This window comes from Rhodobacter sp. P1_C2 (assembly GCF_056406375.1).
The window spans coordinates 1-26137 of the sequence record NZ_JBFUAG010000004.1 but is presented as its reverse complement, the minus strand read 5'-3'; the positions used below and the strand labels follow the sequence as shown (position 1 = coordinate 26137).

The 26137-nt window shown below is 66.5% G+C and carries 24 protein-coding genes and 1 pseudogene; 16 read left to right on the top strand and 9 right to left on the bottom strand.

Features of this window, described 5'->3' with window-relative positions:
• The first annotated feature begins 197 nt into the window (after window positions 1-197).
• Complete coding sequence (locus AC1DZT_RS07225) at window positions 198-1568, top strand: aspartate aminotransferase family protein (RefSeq protein ID WP_478005946.1); 1371 nt, start codon at window positions 198-200, stop codon at window positions 1566-1568.
• Window positions 1569-1580: 12 nt separating this feature from the next.
• On the top strand, window positions 1581-2972 hold the full coding sequence (locus AC1DZT_RS07220; RefSeq protein ID WP_478005945.1) for a glutamine synthetase family protein: 1392 nt from the start codon (window positions 1581-1583) through the stop codon (window positions 2970-2972).
• Window positions 2973-3011: 39 nt separating this feature from the next.
• Here AC1DZT_RS07220 and AC1DZT_RS07215 read toward each other — a convergent pair whose 3' ends face one another.
• The 4 genes from AC1DZT_RS07215 to AC1DZT_RS07200 all read right to left on the bottom strand — a co-directional run bounded on the left by AC1DZT_RS07215 (window position 3012) and on the right by AC1DZT_RS07200 (window position 6150).
• Entirely contained in the window at window positions 3012-3695 is a 684-nt protein-coding gene (locus AC1DZT_RS07215) for a sirohydrochlorin chelatase (protein ID WP_478005944.1), read from the bottom strand.
• A 43-nt stretch (window positions 3696-3738) separates the two neighbouring features.
• Window positions 3739-4878 carry an aromatic ring-hydroxylating oxygenase subunit alpha gene (locus AC1DZT_RS07210; protein WP_478005943.1) on the bottom strand — a complete coding sequence of 380 codons (1140 nt, stop codon included), beginning with the start codon at window positions 4876-4878 and terminating at the stop codon, window positions 3739-3741.
• Between the two features lie 130 nt (window positions 4879-5008).
• Complete coding sequence (locus AC1DZT_RS07205) at window positions 5009-5371, bottom strand: VOC family protein (RefSeq protein ID WP_478005942.1); 363 nt, start codon at window positions 5369-5371, stop codon at window positions 5009-5011.
• 14 nt (window positions 5372-5385) lie between these two features.
• The gene (locus AC1DZT_RS07200; RefSeq protein ID WP_478005941.1) at window positions 5386-6150 is read right to left on the bottom strand and encodes an SDR family NAD(P)-dependent oxidoreductase; all 765 of its coding nucleotides are present in this window, start codon (window positions 6148-6150) and stop codon (window positions 5386-5388) included.
• Between the two features lie 142 nt (window positions 6151-6292).
• Between AC1DZT_RS07200 and pip the strand changes: the two genes are divergently transcribed.
• The 12 genes from pip (at window position 6293) to AC1DZT_RS07140 (ending at window position 18197) form a co-directional block, all read left to right on the top strand.
• Complete coding sequence (pip, locus tag AC1DZT_RS07195; protein ID WP_478005940.1) at window positions 6293-7264, top strand: prolyl aminopeptidase; 972 nt, start codon at window positions 6293-6295, stop codon at window positions 7262-7264.
• 182 nt (window positions 7265-7446) lie between these two features.
• Entirely contained in the window at window positions 7447-9045 is a 1599-nt protein-coding gene (locus AC1DZT_RS07190; protein WP_478005939.1) for an ABC transporter substrate-binding protein, read from the top strand.
• Window positions 9046-9084: 39 nt separating this feature from the next.
• The gene (locus AC1DZT_RS07185; RefSeq protein WP_478005938.1) at window positions 9085-10149 is read left to right on the top strand and encodes an ABC transporter permease; all 1065 of its coding nucleotides are present in this window, start codon (window positions 9085-9087) and stop codon (window positions 10147-10149) included.
• Complete coding sequence (gene nikC, locus AC1DZT_RS07180; RefSeq protein WP_478005937.1) at window positions 10146-11051, top strand: nickel transporter permease; 906 nt, start codon at window positions 10146-10148, stop codon at window positions 11049-11051. Before AC1DZT_RS07185 ends, nikC begins: the two co-directional genes overlap by 4 nt.
• Window positions 11048-11878, top strand: a complete 831-nt coding sequence (locus tag AC1DZT_RS07175) for an ABC transporter ATP-binding protein (RefSeq protein ID WP_478005936.1) — start codon at window positions 11048-11050, stop codon at window positions 11876-11878. The genes nikC and AC1DZT_RS07175 overlap by 4 nt, the downstream gene beginning before the upstream one ends.
• Window positions 11875-12633: an ABC transporter ATP-binding protein gene (locus AC1DZT_RS07170; protein WP_478006290.1), complete on the top strand. Its 759-nt coding sequence runs from the start codon at window positions 11875-11877 to the stop codon at window positions 12631-12633. The genes AC1DZT_RS07175 and AC1DZT_RS07170 overlap by 4 nt, the downstream gene beginning before the upstream one ends.
• A 103-nt stretch (window positions 12634-12736) precedes the next feature.
• Window positions 12737-13795 (top strand): dipeptidase, encoded by a 1059-nt coding sequence (locus AC1DZT_RS07165; RefSeq protein WP_478005935.1) that lies wholly within the window; start codon window positions 12737-12739, stop codon window positions 13793-13795.
• A 147-nt stretch (window positions 13796-13942) separates the two neighbouring features.
• On the top strand, window positions 13943-14530 hold the full coding sequence (locus AC1DZT_RS07160) for a DUF3885 domain-containing protein (RefSeq protein ID WP_478005934.1): 588 nt from the start codon (window positions 13943-13945) through the stop codon (window positions 14528-14530).
• A gap of 315 nt (window positions 14531-14845) precedes the next feature.
• On the top strand, window positions 14846-15772 hold the full coding sequence (gene kce, locus AC1DZT_RS07155) for a 3,5-dioxohexanoate:acetyl-CoA acetone transferase (RefSeq protein WP_478005933.1): 927 nt from the start codon (window positions 14846-14848) through the stop codon (window positions 15770-15772).
• The gene (locus AC1DZT_RS07150) at window positions 15769-16236 is read left to right on the top strand and encodes an N-acetyltransferase family protein (protein WP_478005932.1); all 468 of its coding nucleotides are present in this window, start codon (window positions 15769-15771) and stop codon (window positions 16234-16236) included. Before kce ends, AC1DZT_RS07150 begins: the two co-directional genes overlap by 4 nt.
• Complete coding sequence (locus AC1DZT_RS07145) at window positions 16233-17249, top strand: histone deacetylase family protein (protein WP_478005931.1); 1017 nt, start codon at window positions 16233-16235, stop codon at window positions 17247-17249. Before AC1DZT_RS07150 ends, AC1DZT_RS07145 begins: the two co-directional genes overlap by 4 nt.
• An 81-nt stretch (window positions 17250-17330) precedes the next feature.
• The gene (locus AC1DZT_RS07140; protein ID WP_478005930.1) at window positions 17331-18197 is read left to right on the top strand and encodes a DMT family transporter; all 867 of its coding nucleotides are present in this window, start codon (window positions 17331-17333) and stop codon (window positions 18195-18197) included.
• A gap of 72 nt (window positions 18198-18269) precedes the next feature.
• Here AC1DZT_RS07140 and AC1DZT_RS07135 read toward each other — a convergent pair whose 3' ends face one another.
• The 5 genes from AC1DZT_RS07135 to AC1DZT_RS07115 form a co-directional block, all read right to left on the bottom strand.
• On the bottom strand, window positions 18270-20021 hold the full coding sequence (locus tag AC1DZT_RS07135; protein WP_478005929.1) for a S9 family peptidase: 1752 nt from the start codon (window positions 20019-20021) through the stop codon (window positions 18270-18272).
• A gap of 77 nt (window positions 20022-20098) precedes the next feature.
• Window positions 20099-21157 (bottom strand): M14 family metallopeptidase, encoded by a 1059-nt coding sequence (locus tag AC1DZT_RS07130; protein ID WP_478005928.1) that lies wholly within the window; start codon window positions 21155-21157, stop codon window positions 20099-20101.
• 114 nt (window positions 21158-21271) lie between these two features.
• A complete protein-coding gene (locus AC1DZT_RS07125; RefSeq protein ID WP_478005927.1) occupies window positions 21272-22678 on the bottom strand; it encodes a serine/threonine protein kinase in 1407 nt (468 codons plus the stop codon).
• Between the two features lie 2 nt (window positions 22679-22680).
• Entirely contained in the window at window positions 22681-23421 is a 741-nt protein-coding gene (locus AC1DZT_RS07120; protein WP_478005926.1) for a metallophosphoesterase family protein, read from the bottom strand.
• 98 nt (window positions 23422-23519) lie between these two features.
• Window positions 23520-24011: a flavin reductase family protein gene (locus AC1DZT_RS07115; protein ID WP_478005925.1), complete on the bottom strand. Its 492-nt coding sequence runs from the start codon at window positions 24009-24011 to the stop codon at window positions 23520-23522.
• Between the two features lie 113 nt (window positions 24012-24124).
• On the opposite strand from AC1DZT_RS07115, the gene AC1DZT_RS07110 reads away from it, so the two are divergent.
• Both AC1DZT_RS07110 and AC1DZT_RS07105 read left to right on the top strand, forming a co-directional pair.
• Window positions 24125-25879, top strand: a complete 1755-nt coding sequence (locus AC1DZT_RS07110; RefSeq protein WP_478005924.1) for a DNA polymerase III subunit gamma/tau — start codon at window positions 24125-24127, stop codon at window positions 25877-25879.
• Between the two features lie 65 nt (window positions 25880-25944).
• Window positions 25945-26137: pseudogene (locus AC1DZT_RS07105) on the top strand (IS1595-like element ISTne1 family transposase); the annotation flags it as partial.

Genomic DNA, 26137 nt, shown 5'->3' with positions numbered 1-26137 from the left:
GGCAACCCTAAAGGCACCGCGTCCGTGAAGCGGCCCGGGGGTTCCCGGTCGGGACGGTTCGGTTCGGGGCGGCTCTGGTGTTCCTCTGACACCTTCAGGAGCCGCCCTTTCCTTTTGCCATAAAGCCTTCCCCGCCACGACACTTCCATTTGATCAAATCTGCGGGCATAAGGACACAGCAGCCACAGGAGCCCGCCATGCCCCATTCGAAAACCATCGCCGGGATCAGCCTCGACCGGCTGACCGACCTCGCCCAGCGCGAGGCGCGCCGCTTTTCCGCGATGCGGCCCAGCTCGGCCCGGGCGATGGCGGCAGGTGCCTCCAGCTATCTCGACGGCGTGCCGCTGCACTGGATGAAAGACTGGCCGATGCCGCATCTGCCCGTGGTGGCCGAGGCCGAGGGCGCCACCCTGACCGATATCGACGGTTATCACACCGATGATTTCTGCCTCGGCGACACCGGCTCGATGTTCGGCCATTCGCCGAAGCCCGTGGCCAAGGCGATCCGCCGCCAGGCGCGCAAGGGGCTGACCTATATGCTGCCCACCGAGGACGCGCTGGAGGCCGGGCGCCTGCTGACCGAGGTCTTCGGCCCCTTCCGCTGGCAGATCGCCACCACCGCCACCGACGCCAACCGCTTTTCCCTGCGCGTGGCCCGGGCGGTGACCGGGCGGCCCAAGGTTCTGGTCTTCAACGGCTGCTATCACGGCACGGTGGACGAGACCTTCGTCACCCTCGAGAACGGCCGCACCGTCACCCGCCCCGGCCTGCTGGGCCAGGTGGTCGACCTGCCGCAATTCGCCACCTGCTGCGAGTTCAACGACCTCGCGGGCGTCGAAGCCGCCCTCGCCCAGGGTGATATTGCCGCGATCCTGACCGAGCCTGTGATGACCAATTCCTGCATGGTCCTGCCGGAACCGGGCTTCCATGCGGGCCTGCGCAGGCTCGCCAGCCAATATGGCGCCTTGCTGATCATCGACGAAACCCACACGATTTCATCGGGTTACGGCGGCTATACCCGCGTGCATGGGCTGGAGCCGGATATCTTTGTCGTCGGCAAATGCGTGGCGGGCGGCATGCCCACCGCCGTCTGGGGCCTGTCGGAGGTGGTGGCTGACCGCTACCTGACCGCCAATGCCAATCGCGCCCCCGGCCATTCCGGCATGGGCACCACGCTGTCGGCCAACCCGATGCAATTCGCCTGCCTGCGCGCCACCCTGGCTCAGGTGATGACACCCGAAGCCTATGCCCATATGGAAGACCTGGCCCAGCGCCTCGTCTCCGGCCTGTCTTCGGTGATCGAGGCGCATGGCCTGCCCTGGCATGCGATCCGCGTCGGCGCTCGGGTCGAGTTCATCTGCGCCCCCGGCCCCCTGCGCAACGGCGCCGAGGCGGCGCTGGCGCATCAGCCGCAGGTCGAATCCGCCCTCCACGTCGCCTTGCTGAACCGGGGCTGCCTGATCGCGCCCTTCCACAACATGATGCTGATCAGCCCCGCAACGAAGAAGCGCCAGGTCGACAACCTGATCGCCGCCTTCGACGAAGTCCTGACCCATCTGACGGCCTGAGAAGAGACCGACATGACCCTGACAAGCCCCTCCGGTTCCACGATCGACGAAGCCGAAGCCTTCCTGCGCGCCCATCCCGAGATCGAGGCCTTCGATATCGTCATGCACGATTCCAACGGCATCGGCCGCGGAAAGATCATCCGCCGCCACGAGCTTTTGGCCTTTTACAAGAACGGCCGGCTGTTGCCGATCTCGATCCTTGGCCTCGACATCTGCGGCGAGGATGTCCACGAGACCGGGCTGATCTGGGACCACGGCGACGGCGACCGCCGCGCCTGGCCGATCCCCGGCACGCTGAAACCGCTCTACAAGACCGAACCGCCGCGGGGCGAGGTTCTGATGAGCCTTTACGAGCTTGACGGCACGCCGATGACCTCGGACCCGCGCCACGCGCTGCAGGCCCAGGTCGATGCGCTGGCCAGCGAGGGGCTGCATCCGGCGGGGGCTTTCGAGCTGGAGTTCTTCCTGCTGGAAAACCAGCGCGGCCCCGATGGCAAGATGGTGCCGGCGCGCGATGTGCTGGATGGGCGGGCGTCGAGCAAGACCGACGTCTATTCGGTCGACAAGCTGCATGGGATGCTGCCGCTCTTCAACGACATCTACAAGGCGGCGGAGCTGATCGGGATCAAGGCCGAGACGCTGATCTCGGAATTTGCGCCCGGGCAATACGAGATGACGCTGCATTACCGCGCCAATGTGGTGCAGGCGGCGGATGACCTGATGCGGCTGAAGCGGATCGTGCGGATGAACGCGCGGGCGCATGGCGTGACCGCCTGTTTCATGGCCAAGCCGAACGAGGACTATGCCGGCTCGGGCATGCATTTCCACGTCTCCCTGCAGGATGAGAACGGCCTCAACGTCTTTGTCGAGGCGGTGGAGGGTCAATGGTCCGACACGATCCGCCATGCGATCGGCGGTCTGCGGGCGACGATGGGCGAGACGATGCTGGTCTTCGCCCCCCATGCCAATTCCTGGCGGCGCTTTGCCTCCAACTCCTATGCGCCGGTCTCGCCGACCTGGGGGGTGAACAACCGCACCGTGGCCCTGCGCATCCCCGCAGGCGATATCCGCGCCCGGCGGATCGAGCATCGCCCGGCGGGGGTGGATGCCAATCCCTACCTCGTCGGCGCCACGGTGCTGGCCGGCATCCGCCATGGCCTCAAACACCGGATCGACCCCGGCCCCGAGACGACCGGCGACGGCTATGCCAATGGCGCCGACGCCCCGGCGATCCCGCCTGACTGGCGCTCGGCCCTCGAGGCGGCCAAGGCTTCGGCCTTCTTGAAGGAGGCTCTGGGCGAGGATCTGCACCGCACCTTCACCGCCGTGATCGGCGCGGAATATGCGCGGGTGGCGCGGAAAGTGTCCGAAGTGGACTTCGACCTCTACCTGCATTCCGTCTGACCGGTTCCGGAAGATGGGCAGATTGCCCATCCTACCGCCTCAGGTCAGGAAGGCGGCAGCGATCAGGGCGGGAACCCGTGGGTCAAGGCCGAGCGGTGGCAGGACCGTGCCGGCGAAACCGGCTTCAGTGAGGGCCGCGGGCAGGTCATCGGTGACATGGCCGCCTTCGGCGGCAAAGAACGGCAGGCAGAGCGCCTCCGCACCAAAGCCCCGGGCCGTGGCGATGCGCGGCTCCTGGTCGATGAAATAGGCCTCGGCCCGGGCGAAGCCTGCGGCTTTCAGCCGGGCCGCCATCGCATTGGCCACCTCTGACGGCGCGGGGCTGCGGAAGGAGCCGTGGGCGGCGAGCAGGATTTCGGTCTGCTGCGGGGACAGGCCAAGGCGTGCGGTGGCCTCGGTCGCGAGCGTTAGGGCCAGGTCCTGCACCTGCGCATCAAGGCCGAAGGGGGCGAGATGGGTCCAGCCGCCGGCCCCGACCTCGGCCATCCGGCGCGGCAGTTCGGTCTTGGGGAACCAGCCGCCGGCAATGAACATCGGATAGACCACGCCGGAAGCGCGCCCCGCCACCGCCGCCGCCAAGGCACCCGGCTTGGCAAGCGTGGCAGAGCCGACGCGCCAGCCGGGCAGATGGCTTTGCACGGCGGCGGCGAGGGCGGCCAGCGCCGCCTCGGCCGGGTCGGGGTCAGAGGGTTGGCCGTGGCTGATGATCAGGGCGTTTTTCATGCGCCAGACCTAAGCCTCAGCCTTGCCGCGTCAAGCCCCGGGGTCAGGCCTTGGGCATCCGCGAGGCGATATATTGCGCGAATTCGAAGTTCGGCCGTTCCAGATGGCTCAAGGGCCCCGGCGCCGACAGGCCCGCCACCAGCCCGCGATAGACCTTCTCGACGCAGCCCTTGTCCTCGACGTTCACATCGTCCAGCAGGGCCTTGACCTTCTCGAGATTGGCCGCCGCCGCCGGATCGGCCATCCAGTCCGCACTCATCCCGCCACCATAGAGCACGTTGACATGGCCCGGCCCGTCCGGCGTCAGCGCGAGGTACCAGAAATAGCCCGGCGTCAGGGTGATCATCAGCGAGGGGTAGATCGCCAGAAGCCAGGTGATCCGCCGCTCGTCGCCCTGAAGCGTCGTGTTGGAGGGATGGGCCAGCGACAAAGGCACCGTGTCGTTCTTGACGATCCAGTGGTAGTTGAAGGCCAGCGTCCCCTCAGGGCAGGTCATCTTCATCAGGTCGACCGAGCCGCCGATCGTGCCGGAATGGCAGACCGGCAGGTGATAGCTTTCCATGAAATTCTCGGCCAGGACCTTCCAGTTGGTGGCCCAGCGGAAGGTCTCGCGGAAGGTCTCGGTGTAGGACCCCATGTCCAGATAGCCGACCAGCTTTTCGACATCGGCCAGCGCCTCGGAGGGCGAGGGCGCCTCGGGGTTCAGCGTGACCATGATCCAGCCGAGCCAGTTTTCGACCCGGATCGCGGGCAGCCGGATCGCTTCCTTGCAGAACTCTTCATTGGCGGCCATCGCGGGCGCGCCGCGCAGGGTGCCGTCGAGGTTGTAGGTCCAGGCGTGATAGGGGCAGACGATGGAGCGGACATGGCCGCGCCCCTCCAGCAGGGTCGACATCCGGTGGCGGCAGACATTGGACATGCCGCGCAAGGCGCCCTCGCGGTCGCGCAGGATGATCACCGGCTCGCCCGCGATGGTCATGGTCAGGTAATCGCCCGGCTCTTTCAGGGCATCGGCACGACCGGCGCAAAGCCAGTCGCGGGCGAAGATATGCTCCACCTCGGCCGCGGCAAACTCGGGCGAGGTATAGACCGATTTCGGCATCGCAAAGGCGCGCTCGAAGGGCACCGAGACATTGGCGTGCAGTTCCTCGGCGGGCGTCAGGGTGGAATCGTGACGGGTCATGGCGGGCCTCACAGGGGCTGGCGTGCGGACCTCTGCGGGCAGGTCCGGGGGTTAAGTTACGATAGGACAGATGGGCGGCAGCGCAAGGTGTTTGTACCTAAGCCTTGGCTAGGCCGCGCCTAAGCGGGCCTCACGCGACCCGTTCCAGAAGCTCGATCCGGTTGCCGAAAGGGTCGCTGATATAGATGCGCTGGATGCCGGGCAGGTCGATGTCGCGGCGGTAGGCGACGCCCTGCGCCTCCATCCGCTGGATCGCCGCGGTCAGGGAGGCGACCTGAAAGGCCGGATGCGCCTTTCGGGCCGCGACGAAGGGCTCCTCCACCCCGATGTGGATGCCGGTGGTCGGGGTTTCGAACCAGACGCCGCCGCGGGCGCGCAGGGGTTCGGGCTTTTCCACCTCGGGCAGGCCGAGGACGCCGCCGTAAAACCGCCGCGCCTCGGCCTCGCCGCCCTTGGGCATGACGATCTGGATGTGATGCAGGGCGAGGATCATTGCAGCCTCCGGCCTCAGGTCGGATAGGGCCAGGGCGCCTGGGAGAAGACGCCGCCGTCGACATAGAGGGTCTGGCCGGTGATGAAAGAGGCGGCGTCGGAGATCAGGAACAGCATCGGTCCCACCAGATCCTGCGGCGTGCCGATGCGGCGGAGGGGCGTGATCGGGCTCCAGGTCGCGGCGTAATCCCCCGCCTCGGACGCGGTGCGTTCGGTGGCGATGGCGCCGGGGGCGATGCAGTTGACGCGGATGCCGTGGGGGCCAAGCTCGGTGGCTGCGACCTTGGTGAACTGCTCGATCCCGCCTTTGGAAGCGGTGTAATCGACCAGTTTCGGGAAGGCGAGCTTGTTGCAGCCCGAGCCGAGGGTGACGATCGACCCGCCGTGACCGGCCGCCTGCATGGCGCGGGCGGCGGTGCGGGTGTTGAGGAACGTGCCGCGCAGGTTGGTGGCCATCACCCGGTCCCAGGCGGCAACCTCGAGGTCCAGCAGGCTCGACCAGGTCTGGATGCCGGCATTGTTGACCAGAACCCGCGGCGCCACCCCGGCCCAGTCGGCGGCATGGGCGTGGAAATCCAGCACCTGCGCCTCGTCACCCGCATTGCTTTCGATGCCGAGCGCGCGGCCGCCCCGGGCCTCGACCTCGGCCACCAGCGCCGCGGCATCCGCGGCGGCGCCGAGATGGGTGAAGGCCACGTCATGGCCGGTGGCGGCCAGACCAAGCACCAGATGCCGCCCGATGGCGCTGTTTCCGGCGGTGACAAGGGCGAGTTGGGTCATGGCATCCTCCATCGGGCGGCATGATAGAGATTGCCGGCGCGGCAACAAGGCCGGAGGGTGCAAAGATGGATATTTGGATCTGGATGAAGGGGCTTGCGGTTGTGCCCGTCTCGGCAAATGCTGGCAGGAAAGGAGCCCGCCCATGACCGAGACCCTGACCCCGCGCCGGCCGCTTTACCCGCCGACCGAGCCTTACCGCACCGGCAGGCTGCAGGTTTCGGACCTGCACGAGATCCATTTCGAGGAATGCGGCAACCCGCAGGGCAAGCCGGTCGTGGTGCTGCATGGCGGGCCGGGCGGCGGGATTTCGGGCTTTCTGCGCCAGGGCCATGATCCTTCGCGCTACCGGATCATCCTGGCCGACCAGCGCGGTTGCGGCAAATCCACCCCCTTCGCCAGCCTGGAGGAGAACACGACCTGGGATCTGGTCGCCGATATCGAGGCGCTGCGCCGCTACCTCGGGATCGAGCGCTGGCAGGTGGCGGGCGGCTCCTGGGGCTCCACCCTGGCGCTGACCTATGCCATCACCCATCCCGAGCGGGTGGCCGAACTGGTGCTGCGCGGTATCTTCATGATCCGGCAGGAGGAAATCGACTGGTTCTACGAGACGGGCGGCGCCAGTTTCCTGATGCCCGAGGCCTTCGCCGCCTACCAGGCGCCGATCCCTGCCGCCGAGCGCGGCGCGATGGTGGCGGCCTACCGCCGCATCCTGACCGGCCCCGCCAATGACCTGCGCGCCGAGGCCGCCCGGGCCTGGACCCTCTGGGAGGCGCGCTGCCTGTCGCTCTTGCCCGATGCAGAGCGTGAAAAGGCCTGGGACCGCGACCATTACGCCCTGGCCTTCGCCCGGATCGAGAACCACTATTTCACCCACAAGGGGTTTTTCGCAGAGGATGGCTGGATCCTCGCCAATGCCAGGCGCCTGCGGGGCATCCCCGGCACCATCATCCACGGCCGTTACGATCTGTGCACCCCGGTCAAGAACGCCGTCGACCTCGCCGCCGTCTGGCCCGAGGCCGATCTGATCATCGTGCCGGATGCCGGCCATACCGGGGTCGAGCCGGGGATTGCCGCGGCGATGGTCCATGCCACCGACCTCTATGCCGAAAGCTGAGGCCAACGCCTGCCCAAGCCGGAGGCAGTTGCGCAAGCCTTGGGCAGGGCTGCCGACAGATCGGGTCGGGCAAGAGTTGACAAGCAAGCGCGAAAGTTGCCCAATCGGTCAAGGATTGAACCGGGACTCAGCACGAAGCCCCGGCAACCTGAATAAAGTTTAACAATAACAGGGAGTTCCACATGTCCTTTCTTCCCTTCGCCCGCAAGGCCGGTGCGGCCACGCTGGCGGCCTTGCTTCTGGGTGCGGCCCCCGCGGCGCTGATGGCGGCGACGCCGGCGGATACGCTGGTCATCGCCTCGGCCATTGACGACATCGTCTCCCTTGACCCGGCGGAGGCCTATGAATTCTCCGGCCTCGACATGGTCAACAACACCTATGACGGCCTCGTCGAGATCAACCCCGCCACGCTTCAGATGGAGCCGGGCCTGGCCGAAAGCTGGTCGGTTGCCGATGATGGCGTGACCTATACGTTCAAGATGAAGCCCGGCATCACCTTCGCCTCGGGCAACCCGGTGACCGCCGAGGCCGCGGCCTATTCGCTGCAGCGCGCCATCAAGGTCAACAAGACCCCGGCCTTCATCCTCAACCAGTTCGGCTGGACGGCGGAGAATGTCGACAGCATGATCTCGGGCAAGGGCGACACGCTGACCCTCAAGGTCGACAAGCCCTTCGCGCCGACCTTCCTCTACAACTGCCTGACGGCGGGCGTGGCCTCGATCGTCGACATGGACACCGTCAAGGCGCATGACGTGAACGGCGACATGGGCAACGAATGGCTGAAGAGCAACTCGGCCGGGACCGGGGCCTATGTGCTCAAGTCCTTCAAGCCGAACGAGGGCATGATCCTCGAGGCGCGCCCGGGTTACTGGCGCGGCGATGCCAAGATCAAGAACGTCTTCATCCAGCACATCCCCGAAGCCGCGACCGAACGTCTGCAGCTGGAAAAGGGTGACGTGGACATTGCCCGCACCCTGACGCCGACCGATGTCGCCGGCATGGCGGGCAACAAGGACGTGATGATCCAGTCCGACGTGGGCGGCCAAGTCTATTACCTCGCCTTCAACCAGAAGAACGAGAATTACAAGAACGCCAAGTTCCTCGACGCGATGCGCTGGGCGATCGACTACCAGGGCATGGCCGACACGATCATGAAGGGCGCCGTGATCCCGCATCAAAGCTTCCTGCCGCAGGGCTATCTCGGCGCGCTGGATGACCTGCCCTACAAGCTCGACATCGAGAAGGCCAAGGAACTGGTCAAGGAATCCGGCATCAAGGACCCGAAGGTCACCCTCTCGGTGCGCAACTCGGCCGACCGGATGGACGTGGCCCAGTCGATCCAGAACACCTTCGGCCAGGCCGGCATCACGGTGGAGCTGAAGGTCGGCGAAGGTGCCGAGCAGCTCAAGGAATACCGCGCCCGCCAGCATGACGGCACGCTGCAGACCTGGGGCCCGGACTATCCCGACCCGAACACCAACTCTTCGACCTTCGCCGAGAACCCCGGCAACAAGGACGAGGACAAGAACACCGGCTACCTCGCCTGGCGCAACGCCTATGACCCGGGCGAGCTGACCAAGATGAGCCAGGCCGCCGTGATGGAGCGCGACCCCGACAAGCGCAAGGCCATGTATGAAGAGATCGAGAAGAAGCACCGCGAAACCTCGCCCTTCATCCTGATGTTCCAGCAGGCGCGTCAGACCGGCATCCGTTCGACGGTGAAGGACTTCTACACTGGCGGCGCCATCGACGCCGCCGCCTACTGGCTGGCGACCAAGTAAGGACCAGCGCGCGCCGGGCAGCCGGCGCGCGCCACCCCCATGGCCGAAATCGCAGACATCCCACAGCATCCCTCCGCCGCGCGCCGCTTTGCCAAGCAGACCGCGCAGACGGTGTTTTCGCTTCTGATCACCTTCCTCGGCCTCCTGGCCGTCACCTTCATCATCGCCCGTATCGTGCCGACCGATCCGGTCATGGCCATCCTGGGCGAACGCGCCACCGCCGAACAGATCGCCGGCGCCCGCGCCCGGCTGGGTCTGGACGACCCGATGTGGCAGCAATTCCTGATCTATATCCGCGATGTCTTCACCGGCGACCTCGGCACGTCGATCCGCACGCGCGAGCCGGTGCTGAGTGAAATCGGCCGCTATTTCCCCGCGACGCTGGAGCTTTCGACCCTCGGCATCATCATCGGCATCCTCATCGGCATTCCGGCCGGGGTTCTCTCGGCGACCAAGCCCAGCTCGATCGGCGATCAGCTGGTGCGGCTCATCGGCCTGATGGGCTATTCGATGCCGGTCTTCTGGCTGGGCCTGATGGGGCTTTTGCTGTTCTACGGAGAGCTGGGCTGGGTCGGCGGGCCGGGAAGGCTCGATTCCACCTATCAGATGATGCTGGATTTCAAGGTCCCCGCCGTCACCCACATGATCCTGATCGACACGGCGCTGGCCGGCGAATGGGACATGTTCTGGAACGCGCTTTCCCATATCATCCTGCCAGCCTCGATCCTCGGCTATCTTTCGATGGCCTATATCAGCCGGATGACCCGCTCCTTCATGCTGAACGAGCTCGGCCAGGAATATATCACCACCGCCCGCGTCAAGGGCATGCCCGAGCGTCGGGTGATCTGGGTCCATGCGATGCGCAATGTCGCCGTGCCGCTGATCACCGTGATCGCCCTCTCCTATGCCTCGCTTCTGGAGGGCGCGGTCCTGACCGAGACGATCTTCGCCTGGCCCGGCCTTGGCCGCTACATCACCGACGCCCTGATGATCAACGACATGCCCGCCGTTCTGGGGGGCACGATCGTGGTCGGCGCGGTCTACATCGGCATCAACATGTTCTCTGACTTCCTCTACCGCCTTGCAGATCCGAGGGCGAAATGACCGCTCTCAACGCCTGGCTGATGGACCCCAACCCGAAGTCTCGGCTGCAAAGCCGGGCGGCACAGGCCTGGCTGTCCTGGCTGCGCTTCCGCCGCAATCCCCTGGCGATGATCGGGCTGGTGATCTCGCTCGCACTCGTCTTCATGTCGATCTTCGCGCCGCTTCTGGCGCCCTATGACCCGATCGCCCAATCGCTGGCCGAACGCCTGCAACCGCCCTTGTCGCCCGGCCACTGGATGGGCACCGACGATTTCGGCCGCGATATCTGGAGCCGCATCCTCTTCGGCTCCCGCGTCACGCTGAAGATCGTGCTGCTGGTGATCCTGACCGCGCCGGTGGTCGGGCTGATCATCGGCACCGTGGCGGGCTATTTCGGCGGCTGGGTCGATTCCGTCCTGATGCGGATCACCGACATCTTCCTGGCCTTCCCCAAGCTGATCCTCGCTTTGGCGCTGGTCGCGGTGCTGGGCCCGGGCCTCAACAACGCGGTCCTTGCCATCGCGCTGACCTCCTGGCCGCCCTATGCCCGCGTGGCGAGGGCCGAGACGCTGACGGTGCGCAACTCCGACTACATCGCGGCCACCCGCCTGCAAGGCGCATCCGCGCTGCGGCTGATCTGGGGCCATGTGATGCCGATGTGCCTGCCCTCGGTGATCATCCGGGTGACGCTGGACATGGCGGGCGTGATCCTGACGGCGGCGGGCCTTGGTTTCCTCGGCCTCGGCGTCCAGCCGCCCCTGCCGGAATGGGGCCTGATGATCTCTGCCGGGCGCAAGTTCCTCTTCGAACAATGGTGGGTCGCCACCATGCCGGGCCTTGCGATCTTCGTGGTCTCGCTTGGCTTCAACCTTCTGGGCGACGGCTTGCGCGATGTCCTTGACCCGCGGAGTTCCGGCAAATGACCCTCCTCTCCGTCAAGAACCTCCGCGTCACGTTTGATACCGAAACCGGCCCGGTCCATGCGGTGCGCGGCGTCTCCTTCGACCTCGGCCGCGAACGCCTCGGCATCGTGGGCGAGAGCGGCTCCGGCAAGACCATGACCGGCCGCTCCGTCCTGCGCCTGATCCGCCCCCCCGGCCGGATCGAGGCGGACGAGATGCGCTTTGACGGTCAGGACCTGATGAAAGCCTCCGATACCGAAATGCGCGCCCTGCGCGGCCGGCGGATCGCGATGGTCATGCAGGACCCGAAATTCTCGCTCAACCCGGTGATGAAGATCGGCGCCCAGCTGATGGAGGGCCTGCGCCAGCGCGACCATGCGTCGAAGGCCGAGGCCCGCAGCAAGGCGCTCGCCGCCCTCAACGCCGTGCAGATCCGCGACCCCGAACGCGTGATGGAGGCTTACCCGCACGAACTGTCCGGCGGCATGGGCCAGCGCGTGATGATCGCGATGATGCTGATCCCCGACCCCGACCTTCTGATCGCCGACGAGCCGACCTCGGCCCTCGATGTGACGGTGCAGGCCGAGGTTCTGTCGATCCTCGACAACCTGGTCAAGACCCGCGGCATGGGGCTGATCTTCATCTCCCACGACCTGCGGCTTGTGGCGCGGTTCTGCGACCGGGTGCTGGTGATGTACAAGGGCAAGATCGTCGAGGAACTGGCCGCGCGCGACCTTCTCCACGCCAGACATCCCTATACCCAGGGCCTGCTGAACTGCCTGCCACGGATCGGCGGCGACCGCGGCCCCCTCCCCGCCCTTGACCGCAACGCCGATTGGGCCCGCTGATGCTGATCGAGATCGAAAACCTCTCCGTCACCTTCCACTCCTCGGGCCGCACGGTCCGCGCGGTGCAGAATGTCTCGCTGTCGGTCAAGGCGCAGGAAAGCTACGGGCTGGTGGGCGAGTCGGGGTCCGGCAAATCCACTATCCTGCGCGCGATCTGCGGCATGGCGCCCATCACCGGCGGCACCATCCGCATCGACGGCAAGCCCCTGCCCTTCCCGCGCGGCCCCGCCTTCGCCCGCCAGGTGCAGATGGTGTTCCAGGACCCCTATGCCTCGCTCCACCCTCGCCACACGATCGACCGCGTGCTGTCCGAGCCCCTGGCGATCCACGGGCTGAAGGGCACCGATGCCCGGATCGAACAGGCGCTGATCGACGTGGGCCTGCCCCCCGCCTTCCGCTTCCGCTACCCCCACCAGCTGTCCGGCGGCCAGCGCCAGCGCGTCGCCATCGCCCGCGCCCTGATGCTGGAACCGCAGATCCTGCTGCTCGACGAACCCACCTCCGCGCTCGACGCTTCCGTGCAGGCCGAGACGCTCAACCTCCTCTCCCGCCTGCGCGAGGAACGCGGCCTGACCTTCCTCATGGTCTCGCACGACCTCGCGGTGATCGACCACATGTGCGACCGCATCCTCGTCATGCAGCACGGCAAGGCTGTGGAGGAGCTGACCCGCGAGGCCCTGGCCTCCGCCACCATGACCACGCCCTATGCCAAGGCCCTCTTCGCCGCCTCCGCCGACCGGATGCTGGAAGGCTGAGCCATGACCCCATCCCACGCTGCCGCTTTCATTGGTCCTTAAATATCCCACGGGGGTGCGGGGGTGTGAAACCCCCGCTTCCGCCGCCAGCCAGAGGCTCTTCATGTTTCCCACTTTCGACGGCCACAACGACCTGCTGCTCCGCCTCTTCAACGCCCCGCAGAACCGCGAGGTGATCTGGCTGACGGGCGAGGGCAAGGGCCACCTCGACCTGCCCCGGATGCAGCAGGGCGGCTTTGCGGCCGGCTTCTTTGCCATCTACATCCCCTCGCCGCATGTCGATGACGGGATGGACTTCATGCAGCTGATGTCGAACCCGCCCTTCAAACTGCCGCTGCCCGCGCTGATCCCGGCGTCCGAGGCGCAGCCGGTGGCCTGGGCCATGGCCAATCACATGCTCTGGATGGAGCGCGCCTCCGAGGGCCGCTTCAAGATCGTCACCTCGGTGGCCGAGATCCGCGCCAACATGGCGGCCGGAGTCATCTCCGGCATCATGCATATGGAGGGCGCCGAGGCGATCGACGCCGACCTCGACGCGCTTTACGCCTTTCACGCCCTCGGCCTGCGCTCGCTCGGCCCGGTGTGGAGCCGTCCCACCATCTTCGGCCACGGCGTCCCCTTCGCCTTCCCCTCCTCCCCCGACACCGGCCCCGGTCTGACCGAGGCCGGCAAGCGGCTGGTGAAAGCCTGCAATGAGCTCAAGGTGATGATCGACCTCAGCCATATGACCGAGCAGGGTTTCAACGACGTGGCGCGCCTGTCGACCGCACCCCTCGTCGCCACCCATTCCAACGCCCATGCCATTACCCCCTCCAGCCGCAACCTGACCGACCGCCAGCTTTCGGTGATCAAGGAGAGCCAGGGCATGGTCGGCCTGAACTACGCCACCTCCTTCCTGCGCCGCGACGGCAAACAGTCCTCCGACATGGGCTGGGAGGATGTGCTGGCCCATCTCGACCACCTGATCGAACACCTGGGCGAGGATCACGTCGGCCTCGGCAGCGACTTCGACGGCGCCACGATCCCCGCCGGCATCGGTGACGTGGCCGGCCTGCCCAACCTGCAAGCCGCCATGCAAGCCCACGGCTACGACGACGCGCTGATGAAGAAACTGACCCACGACAACTGGCTCGCCCTCCTCGACCGCACCTGGGGGGCCTGAGGCAGGGCGCTTGAGGGAAGATGGGCAGATTGCCCATCCTACCAACCCCCGCTGCGCCCGAGGCAGGCGTGGCGGGGTGGCACGCTTGGTCAAAACCGCGGCCGTGCGGGTCTTGCGGCCGTCCGTCCTTGCGAATTAGGTGCTTCGTTGACGTCAAATGAAATGCCTGATCGGGAGAACGCATTTTCGCGGGCCTGGAGCGCAGTTTTTGGCCAAACTCCACCTCTCGGCTATATGCTGCGCTTTGATTTCCCACGCAATTGGACCAGGTTTCACGCCCTTCCGAAGTCAAAGCGGTATGCCGAAACCATTGCCGAAGAAAACATCATCCTATCGCGAGCCAACCTCTTGGTCGAAGCGTGCTTTCCTGGGTGTGAACACCTTTGGCTGGCGATTGCCGATTATGGCCCTTCGGACTTGCACTCGCACGATCTGGTTACAAAACTTGAATTGAAACGCGCATTTTCATGGGTCGACCGAAGTGACGATCCTGAGAACCAAAATGAAGTCACTTTCTTTGCCGGAAAAGTCCCTTGGAAGCCGCTCGCACTGGACTGGCTGTTTGCCGAAATTGCCGAAGAACGAGGAAATGCGATCCTTTTTGACGCGGGCCAGGGCACGGTCCTTGCTCCCTATGATGGCGGCTTTGACGTCATCAGTCTTCAACGGGAAAGGATTGGCGCCCTTGAAAAGAATTTCGGATCATGGATGTCTGAAAGGCCTGACAAGTTGTAAGCCCCGCTTGCTCCCAAACCGTACAGGCGCAACCTCAGCCATGCCCTCTTGCGTCAGGCAAACCGCACCCGGTCTCAGGTAGGATGGGCAATCTGCCCATCTTCCAGATGCCCCGGCGCCGATTCGCCCATGATGGTTAACGCCCTCCCCTCTCCCCGCGCGTAGAGACGCAAGGAAGACCGAAGAAAGACGCCGGCAAGACCGCCACGACGCCGCGATCCTCAGCTTTACCCCAGCGTTCTCAACCCCTTCGCCTTGCCCCTCTGCCGTTGCATCGCTTCCCCGCCCATGCCACTCTCCACGGTGGAGGGCCTCATGTCGAAGATCATCATCTCCTGCGCCATCACCGGCTCCATCCATGTGCCGAGCCAGTCGCCCTACCTGCCCTACCGGCCGCAAGACATCGCCACTTCGGCCCTTGGCGCGGCCGAGGCCGGGGCGGCCATCCTGCATCTGCATGCCCGCGATCCCGAGACCGGGCGCCCCTCGGCCGATCCCCTTCACTGGGCGGGCTTCCTGCCCGGCATCAAGGCGGGCACCGATGCGGTGATCAACATGACCACCGGCGGCTCTGCCATCATGACGCTCGACCAGCGCCTCGCAGCCCCCAAGGCCAACGCGCCCGAGATGTGTTCGCTCAACATGGGCTCGATGAACTTCGCGCTCTACCCGATGCTTTCCCGGATCAAGACCTTCCAGCACGACTGGGAGAAGCCTTTCCTCGAAAATTCCGACGACGTGGTGTTCAAGAACACCCCCCGCGACATCGCCCGGATTCTCACCGAAATGGGGCGCGACCGCGGCGCGAGGTTCGAGTTCGAATGCTATGATCTCAGTCACTTGACCATGCTCAGGCACTTCGTCGACCGCGGTCTGGTGCAGGCGCCGATCTTCCTGCAATTCGTCTTCGGCGTCCTCGGCGGCATGCCGCCCGAGCCGGAAATCCTCACCCTGATGAAGCGCCAGGCCGACCGGCTCTTTGGCGACAGCTATGAATTTTCCGTCCTCGCCGCCGGCCGGGCCCAGATGCCGATGGCCACCATGGCCGCCGCGATGGGCGGCCATGTCCGCGTTGGGCTGGAGGATAACCTCTACCTTTCCAAGGGGGTTCTGGCCCGTTCCAACGCCGAACAGGTCGCCCTGATCGCCGAGATCGTCACCCGGCTTGGCCGCAGCATCGCCACACCAGAGGAGGCGCGCGCCCTCCTCCACCTCAAGGGCCGCGACAAGGTGGCGTTTTGATCACCTACCGCCGGGCCGAGGCCGCCGATGCCGCCCTCCTCCACAGCCTCTTGCAGGACATGGCCGCAGGCGAGGGAGGCGAGACCCTGGGCACGCCGGAAAGCTTGCTGCGCTACGGCTTCGGGCCAGAGCCCCGCTTTCGCGCCATCCTCGCCCATGAGGGCCAAGCCCTTGGCATGGCGATCTTTTTCCCGGAATATTCCAGCTGGCGCGGCGAGATGGGCCTGTACATCCAGGACCTCTACCTGCGGCCTGCGGCGCGGGGCAAAGGCCTCGGCCGCGGCCTTCTGGCCGCCGCCTGGGCCGCTGCCGCCGATTGGGAGCCGCGGTTCATGACCCTGATGGTGCAGCACAAGAACGCCGGAGCCAAGGGCTTCTATGCCAACCTCGGCTTCACCCTGCGCGACCGGTCCGACCAACTTATCCTTGCAGGAGAGGGCCTTGCCGCCCTGAACGCCCGATGATCACCCTCTACCACCCCGGCCAGCGCACCCATGAACCGAAGACCTTCCTGTCCTCCGGCGCGCCGAAGCCCTGCCCCGAGCAGCCCTCGCGGATCGATGCGCTGATGTCGGGTGTGGCGCGGCTTGGCCTGCAGGTCGAAAGGCCGAAGGATCACGGCATGGATGCCATCGCCGCCATCCACCCGGCGCGCTACCTGACCTTCCTGCAGAACATCTACACCCGCTGGCGCCAGATCGAGGGCGCCAGCGCCGAGGTCATCCCCAACGTGCATCCCGCCAGCCGGAAGGACGGCTATCCCCTCTCCGCCGTGGGTCAGGCGGGGTTTCACATGACCGACACCTCCTGCCCGATCAATGCCGAAACCTGGGCTGCTGCCTATGCCAGCGCCCAGACCGCCATCGCCGGCAGCTCCTTGATTCTGCAGGGCCATCGCGCCGCCTATGCCCTCTGCCGCCCGCCGGGCCACCATGCTTTCGCCGAGATCGCCGGCGGATTCTGCTACCTCAACAACACGGCCATCGCAGCGCAGCAGCTGACCCTGGCCGGGCGCAAGGTCGCCATCCTCGACGTCGATCTGCACCATGGAAACGGCACGCAAGGCATCTTCTACGACCGTCCCGATGTGCTGACCGTCTCGCTCCACGCCCATCCGGAGCGGTTCTACCCCTTCTTCTGGGGCTATCCGCAGGAGCGCGGCGCAGGTCCGGGCGAAGGGGCAAACCTCAACCTCTGCCTGCCGCGCGGCAGCGGCGATGCGGAGTTTCTGGCGGCCCTCGGCCAGGCGCTGGCGGCGATCACCCTCTGGGGCGCCGATACGCTGGTGCTGGCGCTGGGTCTGGATGCCTTCGTCGGCGACCCCTTTGCCGGCCTCGCCGTGACCACCCCGGGCTTTCACGCGATCGGGGCCGAGATTGCGGCCCTTGGCCTTCCGACGCTGATCGTGCAAGAAGGCGGCTATCTCTGCCCCGAACTGGGCCTGAACCTCGCCGCCGTCCTGCAGGCCTTCGCCTGAGCCTTCCGGCTGATGCGCAAAGGGGCCGCAGGTGTGGCAATCACGGGCCAACCTCTTGGATTATTTCAGAAAGTCTGCCCCGTGACCAAACCCTCCTCCCTCATCGGCATCGGCCTGATGCTGCTGGCCATGGCGATCCTGCCCGGCATCGATGTCATAGCCAAGCACCTGGGCAACATCGGCATGCCGGTGCTGGAGATCGTCTGGGCCCGGCTGACCTTCGGCGCGCTGCTGGCGCTGCCCTTTGCCGCCCGCCATACCGGCCTGCGCGGGCTTTTGCCGGACCGGCCGGTGATCCACCTGATGCGGGCCAGCTTCCTGATGGCCGCAACCTTCTTCTTCTTCTTCTCGCTCAAATTCCTGCCCATCGCCGATGCGCTGGCGATCTTCTTCGTGCAACCCCTTGTGGTGACAGCCCTTTCGCCCCTGGTCCTGAAAGAGAAGGTCGGGCCGCGCCGCTGGGCCGCCGTGGGCGTAGGCTTCATCGGCACGCTGATCATCATTCGCCCGGGGCTGGGTGGGATGAACACCGGCAGCCTCCTTGCCCTTGCGGCCGGCACCTGCCTTGCCATGTATTTCCTGCTGACCCGGCGGATTTCCGGGCGCAACAAGGCGATTGTCACCACCTTTTACACCAATGCGATCGGCGGGATCCTCGCCTCGATCTTGGTGCTCTGGGTCTGGAAGATGCCCACGCCAACCGAATGGGTCCTCTTCCTCGCCCTCGCCACCATCGCCAACCTCGGCCACAACCTGATCGTGCGGGCCTATGACCATGCCGAGGCCTCGCTTCTGGCGCCGCTGGCCTATACCGAGATGGTGACCTCCACCATCCTCGGCCTGATCTTCTTCGGCGACTTCCCCGATCGCTGGACCTTCGTCGGCGTCGGCATCCTGATCTCCTGCGCGATCTACATCTCGATGCGGGAAAGGCGGAAGGCGGCGTAAGCCCGCAAAACCGCAGGCAAAAATCACCCCATCGGCCGGTAGGATGGGCAATCTGCCCATCATCCAAGGGCTTCAGGCATGCTGCGCCGTCCGCGCCAGCGCGGATTTGACGAAGGCCGCGCTCAGAAGCATGCAGGTCTCCACCGCACTGCGCCGCAGGACCGTGTCATGTTCGGCATCGAAAATCACCGCCTCATGCCGCACACCCGCCTCGGTCAAAGCCTCGGCCAGCGAGAATCCCGCCGCTTCGGCGCTGTCGGGTTCCCGGCCTTCGAAGATCAGCACCTCGCCGCGGATCCGGTGCAGGGCCGTGCCGATATTCTCCTGAAACCCGCCCGGGCCGATCAGGACCGAGGCGCGGATCAGATCGCTGTGCCGCGCAAGGCAGGTGAGGGCCGTGCGCGCGCCCTGTCCCGCCCCCAGAACCGCCACGGCGCGCGGCGCATGGCCGCGTTCCAGCACCGCTTCGATGCCCAGGGTGATGTCGCTGATGTCGCGCCCCTGGCTGCGCGCCAACCGCGACCCGGCCGCCCCGCGCCAGCCCTGGCCAAACCCGGTCGAGCCGCGGAAATTCGGGGCGAGCACGGCATAGCCCTGTTCGCGCCAGAAGCCGATCTGCGGATGGGCGCGGTCTTCGGAATGCTGCTCGGGCCCGTCGTGCAACCAGACGATGAGGCCATGCGGGCGCCCCGCCGGCAGGTAAAGCCAGCCCTGGACCTTGCGGCCATCGGCCCCGTCCCACCACAGGTCGCGCGGGGCGCCGTGGTGGCGGGCCGCAGGCTGTGATGCCGCGCGCGCCATCATCTGGCGCGGCGCCGACAGGCGGCGGCAGAGGCCGCTTGGCGCAACGCGGACCAGATCATCCGGCGCATCGGCGTCATAGGCCAGCGCCAGCCAGCCGCCATCGGGCAAGCCAACTTGCGGCGCAAGGTGGCCGCGCCCGGAGTCGTTGCCAAAGACCCGCTGCCCCGCCGCATCGAACAGCACCGGGCGCAACACCCCGTTGCGATGCGCCAGGCAAACAAAGCCGCCCTTGCCGCCGATCACCACGCTGTGCGGGCAAATCTCCGGCTCGCCGCCCAGCCATTGGGTCGTGCCGGTCGACAGGGTGAAAATCCCCAGCTCGTCGCGCCCGCCGCGCTCGGCGATCACCACGATCCGGTCCTCATCCAGCCAGACACCGCGACAGGCGTCATGGACGCCGAGCGCAAAGACCTCGCGCAACCCGCTGCCATCTTCATTCATCAGCCAAAGCTGCCCGCCGCAGCCCCGCGCCCGGACATGCAGCAGGATCTTCGCGCCCGAGGGGGATTGCAGAGGCGCCTGGGGCAGGAAATCGGGCGAGCGGGCCAGGCATTGGCGGGCGCCGCTGGTCAGATCCTGGCGCCAGACCAGATTTTCGGCCACCGCACTCTGGCTTGCATAGTCGAAATCCGCCATGAAGATCAGCGCTTTGCCATCCTTCGTCAGCGCCCCGCCCTGCAGATGATGCCCCTCCTGCTTGGGGGTGAGCAGGCGCAAACGGTTACCCACCCGCCGATCCATCAGCAGAAGATGACCCTGCCCGCCGCCCTGGCGCGACTGGGCGAGGATCAGCACCTGGCCATCGCCCGACACATCGCGGATCTCGCAGGGTTCGCTGGCAAAGGTCAGCTGTTCGGTCAGGGGGACACCGCCCTCGGTCAAGGGCGTGCAGTAGATGTCGGCCACCTCTCCCAGCCCCATGCCGCACCAGAAGGCCCATCGCCCATCGCCAGAGGCATGGACCCCGCTGATCTGCGGCAGGCTGGCCCAGGCATGGGCGAGGCTCTTGAGGTTATCCATCCGAATGTCCCGGCTGTGTCGCGTGCTTCGGGACAGTCTTGCCGCCGCATTCTGAAGATTTGGTTTAAGACTTCGGCCTAAAGTGACAGAAGATCGCCGCGGCGCACGATGGCCTCGCCCGCAACATGGGCGAGCGTCTGGCCGCGCAGGCAGGAGCGCCAGAGCTCGGTGCGGAACAAGAGGCCCGCCACCGGCGCCGTCACCGCCATCCGGCGCCGGCTGACCGGATCGACGACATGGCCCAGCACCTGACCCGAGGCCACATCCTCTCCCGGTCGGGCAGCCCAGGTCACGACGCCGCCCTGCGGGGCAAAGACCTCGCCCGCACCGGCCAGCGGCAGGTGGCGCGCATCGCCATGCGAGGGGAAAAGATCCCAGCCCTGCACCGCACCGATGCTGGCCATGAAGGTCATCAGATTGGCGGCATCGCGCGCGGCGAGGTCGTCGGCCACATCGAACTGGCCGCGATATTCCAGCGTGGTCGCAAAACAACCCTGCGGCACGGCGGCCCCGTAACGCTGGCGCAGCTGGCGCCAGGGTTGGCTGTTGGCCTCGTCAAAGGCATGGCCGCCCGAGATATCGGCGATCAGCGCCAGTTTCGCCCCGACCGACCGGCACAGAAGCCGCGTCACCTCGGGCCGCTCGTTCGAGGCATAGAGATGCATCACCGCGAAATGGTCGCAATGCAGATCCAGCACATAATCGGCGTCGCAGGACCAGGACATCAGCCCGACCTGAAGGTCCTGCAGATCGTTGCGCGGCACCATCTCGGCCAGGGCTGCGCGAAAGGCGCGGCGGATGACATGCAGGTTCTGCCCGGCATCGCGGCCGAGGGCGCCTTTCAAACGGTCGCCGGCCAGATCGGCCAGATCGGGATAGCCACGGTTGAAGTTCTGCAGGGTGTCGGTGTCCTGCCGGCCTTGCGGGCGCTGATGCGTCCATTGCGACAGGCCGATCGGATTGGCCACCGGGACGATGCAGATCTCGCCCAGAATGCCACCCTGACGTGCGGAGACGTCCAGCAGGTCCATGAGGTGCTGCAGCACGAGGACGCCCGGCATCTCGTCGGCATGAAGGCCGGCCTGCAGGTAGACCTTGGGATGCGCCCCGACCGCACCGAAACGATACAGGGTCACCTCGCGCCGCGTCCCTGCGGATGCGCCTGTCAGGGGCCAGGTTTCGATACGCATGAATGACCTATATTTTCAGGGTATTTGGCCCGCAAGACCCGAGGGCGTCAAGCCTTCCCGTCACTGCGCAGCCGCAGCACCCGGCTGGCGGATCACCGTGACCGAGGTCGAGGCCTCGGCCACCACCTTGGACGAGACCGATCCCAGATAGCGCCGCGCCGTCGAATGGCCGCGCGCCCCCATCAGGATGTGATCAGCGCCCAGTTGTGCGGCATGGTCTATCAGAACCTGCGCCGGGTCGGTGCCTTCGAGGATCGTGTAGGTCAGTTGCGCCTCGGGCAGCTCCAGATCCTCGGCCCAGGCTTTCAGGCGGACCAGGCGGGAGACATGCAGGTTCTCGCCCGAGGCATCGACCATCACATCGATCGCCAGCCGCCCGGCCCGTATCACGTTGACGCAGGCCACCCGCGAATCCGGCTCCAGCGTCAGCATCCGCCGCACCCAGGCCAGCAGCGGCGCGGCCAGCGCATCGCCCTCGGGCGAGAGGTCGACCGCGACCAGAAGGATCGGCGCGCGGCCCAGTTGCACCCCCACCCGGTTCGGATGCGACAGCGCGGTCACATGCCGCATCTTGCGCCAGCGCGCGAAGACCCGGCCCCAGCCATCGGGCGCAAGCTTGCGCGCCCGCGCCGTCAGGGTGACCTGGCCGGGGTATTGCAGATCGAAGCGCATCTGCGCCGCGGATTGATAGCGCCTTGCCGGGTCCACCTCCAGCGCGCGCAGGATAACCTCCTGCAGCCACTCGGGAATTTCGGGGCGGAAGGCGCGCGGCGGGGTGGGATCGCGCCAGAGCCTGCGCCGCACCTGACGCAGGGCCTGCGGCATGCCGAAGGGGGGCTGGCCGGTCGCCATCTCGTACATCATGGCGCCGATGGCAAAGAGATCGCTGCGCATGTCGTCGCGCTGGCGCAGGTATTGCTCGGGCGCGATATAGGGCCATGTGCCCATCGGGATGGCGAATTCCTCCTCCAGCAGGTCGGGAAGCTCGTCATGGCGGGCTAGGCCGAAGTCGATCAGCACCATCTCGCCGCTTGGCCGCTGCAGGATATTGGCGGGCTTCAGGTCCAGATGCGTCACATGTTGCAGATGCACGGCATGGACCGCCTCGGCGATGCGGGCCGAGGTCTCCAGCAGGTCCGACAGCGGCCAGGGCCCCTTGTCGAACTTGCTTTGCAGGCTGGTGCCGGGGATCCTTTCCTGCACGATATAGGGCAGACGGGTGAAATCGCCCTGGCCGAGGACGCGCGGCACATGCGGGCCGCTCAGGCGCGGCATGATCATCTGCTCGACCTCGAAGCCCACGATGGTCGGGCCGTCATAGCCGTCCATGATCGTCGGCACCTTCATCACCATCGGTGTGCGGTAAAGCGCATGGGTCACCGCCCAGATCGTGGCAAACCCGCCCTCGTGCAGCTTCTCCCCCAGGGTGAACCCGTCGATCTCCAGCCCGGTCTGCGGTCTTTGCATCGCTACTCCCCACAGATCAGGCGTTGCGCCAGGGCCTCTGGCAGGCCCGCCGCGCGGATTTTCGTGGCCACCGCGCCGCAGTCATAGGCGACGCGGCGGAAACAGACCTCGCCCACCGCCTCGTCATAGATGAGGTAAGAGGCCTGCGGGCAGCCATCGCGCGGCTGGCCGACGCTGCCCACCACGGCGAGCCAACGGCGCGAGCGCAAGAGCGGATAGCTCATCCCGAAACGCACCCCGATCCCCGCCACCTGCCCGCGCAGATCGGCGGAAAACAGCGCCGGCACATGGACATGGCCGCAGAAGGTCACCAGCGTCTGGCACGACCGCAGCGAGCCCGCCGCCGTCGCCTCGTTGGTGACATAGATCCAGTCCTCGGGCGATTGCGCGCTGGCATGGACGAAAAGCGCTGCCTCGCGGGTGGCGCTCATCGGCAGCGCGGCGAGGAAGGCGGCTTGCGCGGGCGACAGGCGCTTGCGGGTCCAGTCGATGGCAATCCGCGCATTGCTGCTCATCCCGGCCGAGCCTGCGGTGACGGCCTCGTCATGGTTGCCGCGGATGACGATGGCGCCGGAGGCGGCCAATTCCATCGCCTTGTCGCAGCACCAGTCCGGATCGGGCCCGTAGCCGACGATATCGCCGAGGATGACGACCCCGTCGCAGCCGCGCGCCGCCTGATCGGCCAGAACGGCGGAAAAGGCCTCACGGTTGCCGTGGATGTCACTGAGGATCGCCAGCCGCATCCGCTCCGCCTCCCAACGGTGGTTGCCTCGGGGGAGCTTAGGCGAAGGTCAAGCGCAGCGCCATGCGACCCTGCAGCGCGGGGCGGCTTTTTGGCGCCTCAGCGGTCGAGCGCGTGATATTGCCCGTTCCAGTACAAAAGCGCCCCGAGCGCGGGCGATGTGCGGATCTGCATGACGCGGCCGATCAGGATCGAATGGGTGCCGCGGTCGATCATCTCTTCGACCTTGCAGGCAAAGGCCTGCGGCGCATCGGCCAGCAGCCGCACGCCCGAGGGCGCCTCGACCCAATCGGCACCCTCGTAGCGCGCAGGCCCCCGCAAGCCGCCCTTGCCGGAGAATCGATCCGCCACCGCCTGATGGCCGGAGCCGAGGGCCGACCAGCCGAAATAGCCGTGCCTTGCGATCAAGGGCCAGCTGGAGGTGGCCCGGTTGATGCAGGCCAGAACCATCGGCGGCTCGGCGGTCAGCGAGATTCCGGTGGTGATCACCATGCCGCTGGCCTCCGCCCCCTGCCCCACGGTGATCAGGCTGCAGGCGCCGACAAAGCCGCGCATCGCGGTTTTGAAGGCTTCGGGGCTCGGGTCTTGCAAGGGCTGATGTTCCATGCTGCGGATGTAGGGCAATTCCCCCCGGCTTTCCAGCGACAGGTTTACCTTGCCCGCGCCAGAGCCTAGTCTTGCCCCACCTCGAATCCGGGAATTCCATGTCCGCACCCAACCCTTCCGGCGACCCCGCCTACCGCGTTCTGGCGCGCAAATACCGCCCCGAGACCTTTGCCGACCTCGTAGGCCAAGAGGCGATGGTGCGCACGCTGAAGAACGCCTTCGCGGCGGACCGGATCGCGCATGCCTTCATCATGACCGGCATCCGCGGCACCGGGAAGACCACCACCGCCCGGATCATCGCCAAGGGGCTGAACTGCGTCGGCCCCGATGGCAAGGGCGGCCCCACGACCGAGCCTTGCCTGGTCTGCGAGCCCTGCCGCGCCATCGCCGAGGGCCGCCATGTCGATGTGATGGAGATGGACGCGGCCTCGCGCACCGGGGTCGGCGACATCCGCGAGATCATCGAAAGCGTGCGCTACCGCGCCGCCTCGGCCCGCTACAAGGTCTATATCATCGACGAAGTGCACATGCTGTCGACCGCTGCCTTCAACGCGCTGCTGAAGACGCTGGAAGAACCGCCCGAGCATGTCAAATTCATCTTCGCGACGACCGAGATCCGCAAGGTGCCGGTCACCGTCCTGTCGCGCTGCCAACGCTTTGACCTGAAGCGGATCGAGCCCGAGGTGATGATCGCCCTGCTGCAGAAGATCGCGAAGGGCGAAGGCGCCACGATCTCTGACGCCGCGCTGGGGTTGATCACGAGGGCCGCCGAAGGTTCGGCCCGCGATGCGACCTCGTTGCTCGACCAGGCCATCTCGAACGGCGCTGGCGCGGTGGAGGCGGAGGCGGTGCGCGCCATGCTCGGCCTCGCCGACCGCGGCCGGGTGATGGACCTCTTCGACATGATCATGCGCGGCGCTGCGGCCGAGGCGCTGCACGAATTGTCCGAGCAATATTCCGACGGGGCCGATCCCCTCGCCGTGCTGCGCGACCTGGCCGAGATCACGCATTGGATTTCGGTCATCAAGATCACGCCGGAAGCCGCCGAGGACCCGACCCTTGCGCCGGATGAACGCAGCCGGGGCATGGAGATGGCCAGCCGCCTGCCGCTGCGCTCGCTGTCGCGGATGTGGCAGCTTCTGCTGAAGGCACTGGAAGAGGTCGCCCAGGCCCCCAATGCGATGATGGCGGCCGAGATGGCGGTGATCCGCCTGACCCATGTCGCCGACCTGCCCGACCCCGAAACCCTGCTGCGCCACCTGCGCAATGTGCAACCGGGCGTTGCCATGCCCGGCGGCGCCCCGGCGGGCGGTGGCGGTGCGGTCCATGCGCCGATGATGCGGCTGGCCCCCTCCTTGCCGATGCGTGGCCCGGTGATGCAGGGCGGCCAGGCTTTGGCGATCCAATCCGCGCCCGAAACGCAGTACCAGACCTTCGATCAGGTCGTGGCCCTGATCCGCGAAAAGCGTGACATGAAGCTGCTGTTCGAGGTGGAATCCACCCTCCGCCTCGCCCGCTATGCCCCGGGACGGATCGAGTTCGAGCCGACCGCCGACGCCGCCCCCGATTTCGCCGCCCGGCTTGGCCAAAGGCTGCAAACCTGGACCGGCGCGCGCTGGGGCGTCTCTGTCGTCTCCTCCGGCGGGGCGCCGACCATCGCCGAGGAACAGGACCGCGAGATGAGCGAGGCCAGGGCCGAGGCGATGACCCAACCCCTCGTCCAGGCCGTGCTCGCCGCCTTCCCCGCCGCCCGGATCACCGCCATCCGCACCCCCGAAGCGCTCGCCGCCTCCGCCGCCGAGGCCGCCCTGCCCGAGGTGGAGGACGAATGGGACCCCTTCGAGGAAAGCTGACAGGGCGCCCGAATTTTCTGCGAAGGGTCTTGACTAGCAGAGGTCCATGAAAGTGGCCTAATGCTATGAAAGAGCTGAGGAATCGTTACGCAAAAAGTTCGAAACTTTCTGAGGCCCAATTTCGGGCCTTCATTCGGCTCGTCGCGGCTGATTTGACGGCCTCCCAGATCGCTCAGGTTTCGGGTCTGAACCGCAACACCGTCAACCGGTTTCTCGGCCTCCTGCGCCAGCGGATGGCCCTCTGGTGCGCCGAACAAT

What these genes read in the sequence shown, in the direction of transcription:
- AC1DZT_RS07225 (WP_478005946.1), top strand. Translation starts at nt 198, where the DNA reads ATGCCCCATTCGAAAACCATCGCCGGGATCAGCCTCGACCGGCTGACC.
- AC1DZT_RS07220 (WP_478005945.1), top strand. Translation starts at nt 1,581, where the DNA reads ATGACCCTGACAAGCCCCTCCGGTTCCACGATCGACGAAGCCGAAGCC.
- AC1DZT_RS07215 (WP_478005944.1), bottom strand. Translation starts at nt 3,695, where the DNA reads ATGAAAAACGCCCTGATCATCAGCCACGGCCAACCCTCTGACCCCGAC.
- AC1DZT_RS07210 (WP_478005943.1), bottom strand. Translation starts at nt 4,878, where the DNA reads ATGACCCGTCACGATTCCACCCTGACGCCCGCCGAGGAACTGCACGCC.
- AC1DZT_RS07205 (WP_478005942.1), bottom strand. Translation starts at nt 5,371, where the DNA reads ATGATCCTCGCCCTGCATCACATCCAGATCGTCATGCCCAAGGGCGGC.
- AC1DZT_RS07200 (WP_478005941.1), bottom strand. Translation starts at nt 6,150, where the DNA reads ATGACCCAACTCGCCCTTGTCACCGCCGGAAACAGCGCCATCGGGCGG.
- pip (WP_478005940.1), top strand. Translation starts at nt 6,293, where the DNA reads ATGACCGAGACCCTGACCCCGCGCCGGCCGCTTTACCCGCCGACCGAG.
- AC1DZT_RS07190 (WP_478005939.1), top strand. Translation starts at nt 7,447, where the DNA reads ATGTCCTTTCTTCCCTTCGCCCGCAAGGCCGGTGCGGCCACGCTGGCG.
- AC1DZT_RS07185 (WP_478005938.1), top strand. Translation starts at nt 9,085, where the DNA reads ATGGCCGAAATCGCAGACATCCCACAGCATCCCTCCGCCGCGCGCCGC.
- nikC (WP_478005937.1), top strand. Translation starts at nt 10,146, where the DNA reads ATGACCGCTCTCAACGCCTGGCTGATGGACCCCAACCCGAAGTCTCGG.
- AC1DZT_RS07175 (WP_478005936.1), top strand. Translation starts at nt 11,048, where the DNA reads ATGACCCTCCTCTCCGTCAAGAACCTCCGCGTCACGTTTGATACCGAA.
- AC1DZT_RS07165 (WP_478005935.1), top strand. Translation starts at nt 12,737, where the DNA reads ATGTTTCCCACTTTCGACGGCCACAACGACCTGCTGCTCCGCCTCTTC.
- kce (WP_478005933.1), top strand. Translation starts at nt 14,846, where the DNA reads ATGTCGAAGATCATCATCTCCTGCGCCATCACCGGCTCCATCCATGTG.
- AC1DZT_RS07145 (WP_478005931.1), top strand. Translation starts at nt 16,233, where the DNA reads ATGATCACCCTCTACCACCCCGGCCAGCGCACCCATGAACCGAAGACC.
- AC1DZT_RS07135 (WP_478005929.1), bottom strand. Translation starts at nt 20,021, where the DNA reads ATGGATAACCTCAAGAGCCTCGCCCATGCCTGGGCCAGCCTGCCGCAG.
- AC1DZT_RS07125 (WP_478005927.1), bottom strand. Translation starts at nt 22,678, where the DNA reads ATGCAAAGACCGCAGACCGGGCTGGAGATCGACGGGTTCACCCTGGGG.
- AC1DZT_RS07120 (WP_478005926.1), bottom strand. Translation starts at nt 23,421, where the DNA reads ATGCGGCTGGCGATCCTCAGTGACATCCACGGCAACCGTGAGGCCTTT.
- AC1DZT_RS07110 (WP_478005924.1), top strand. Translation starts at nt 24,125, where the DNA reads ATGTCCGCACCCAACCCTTCCGGCGACCCCGCCTACCGCGTTCTGGCG.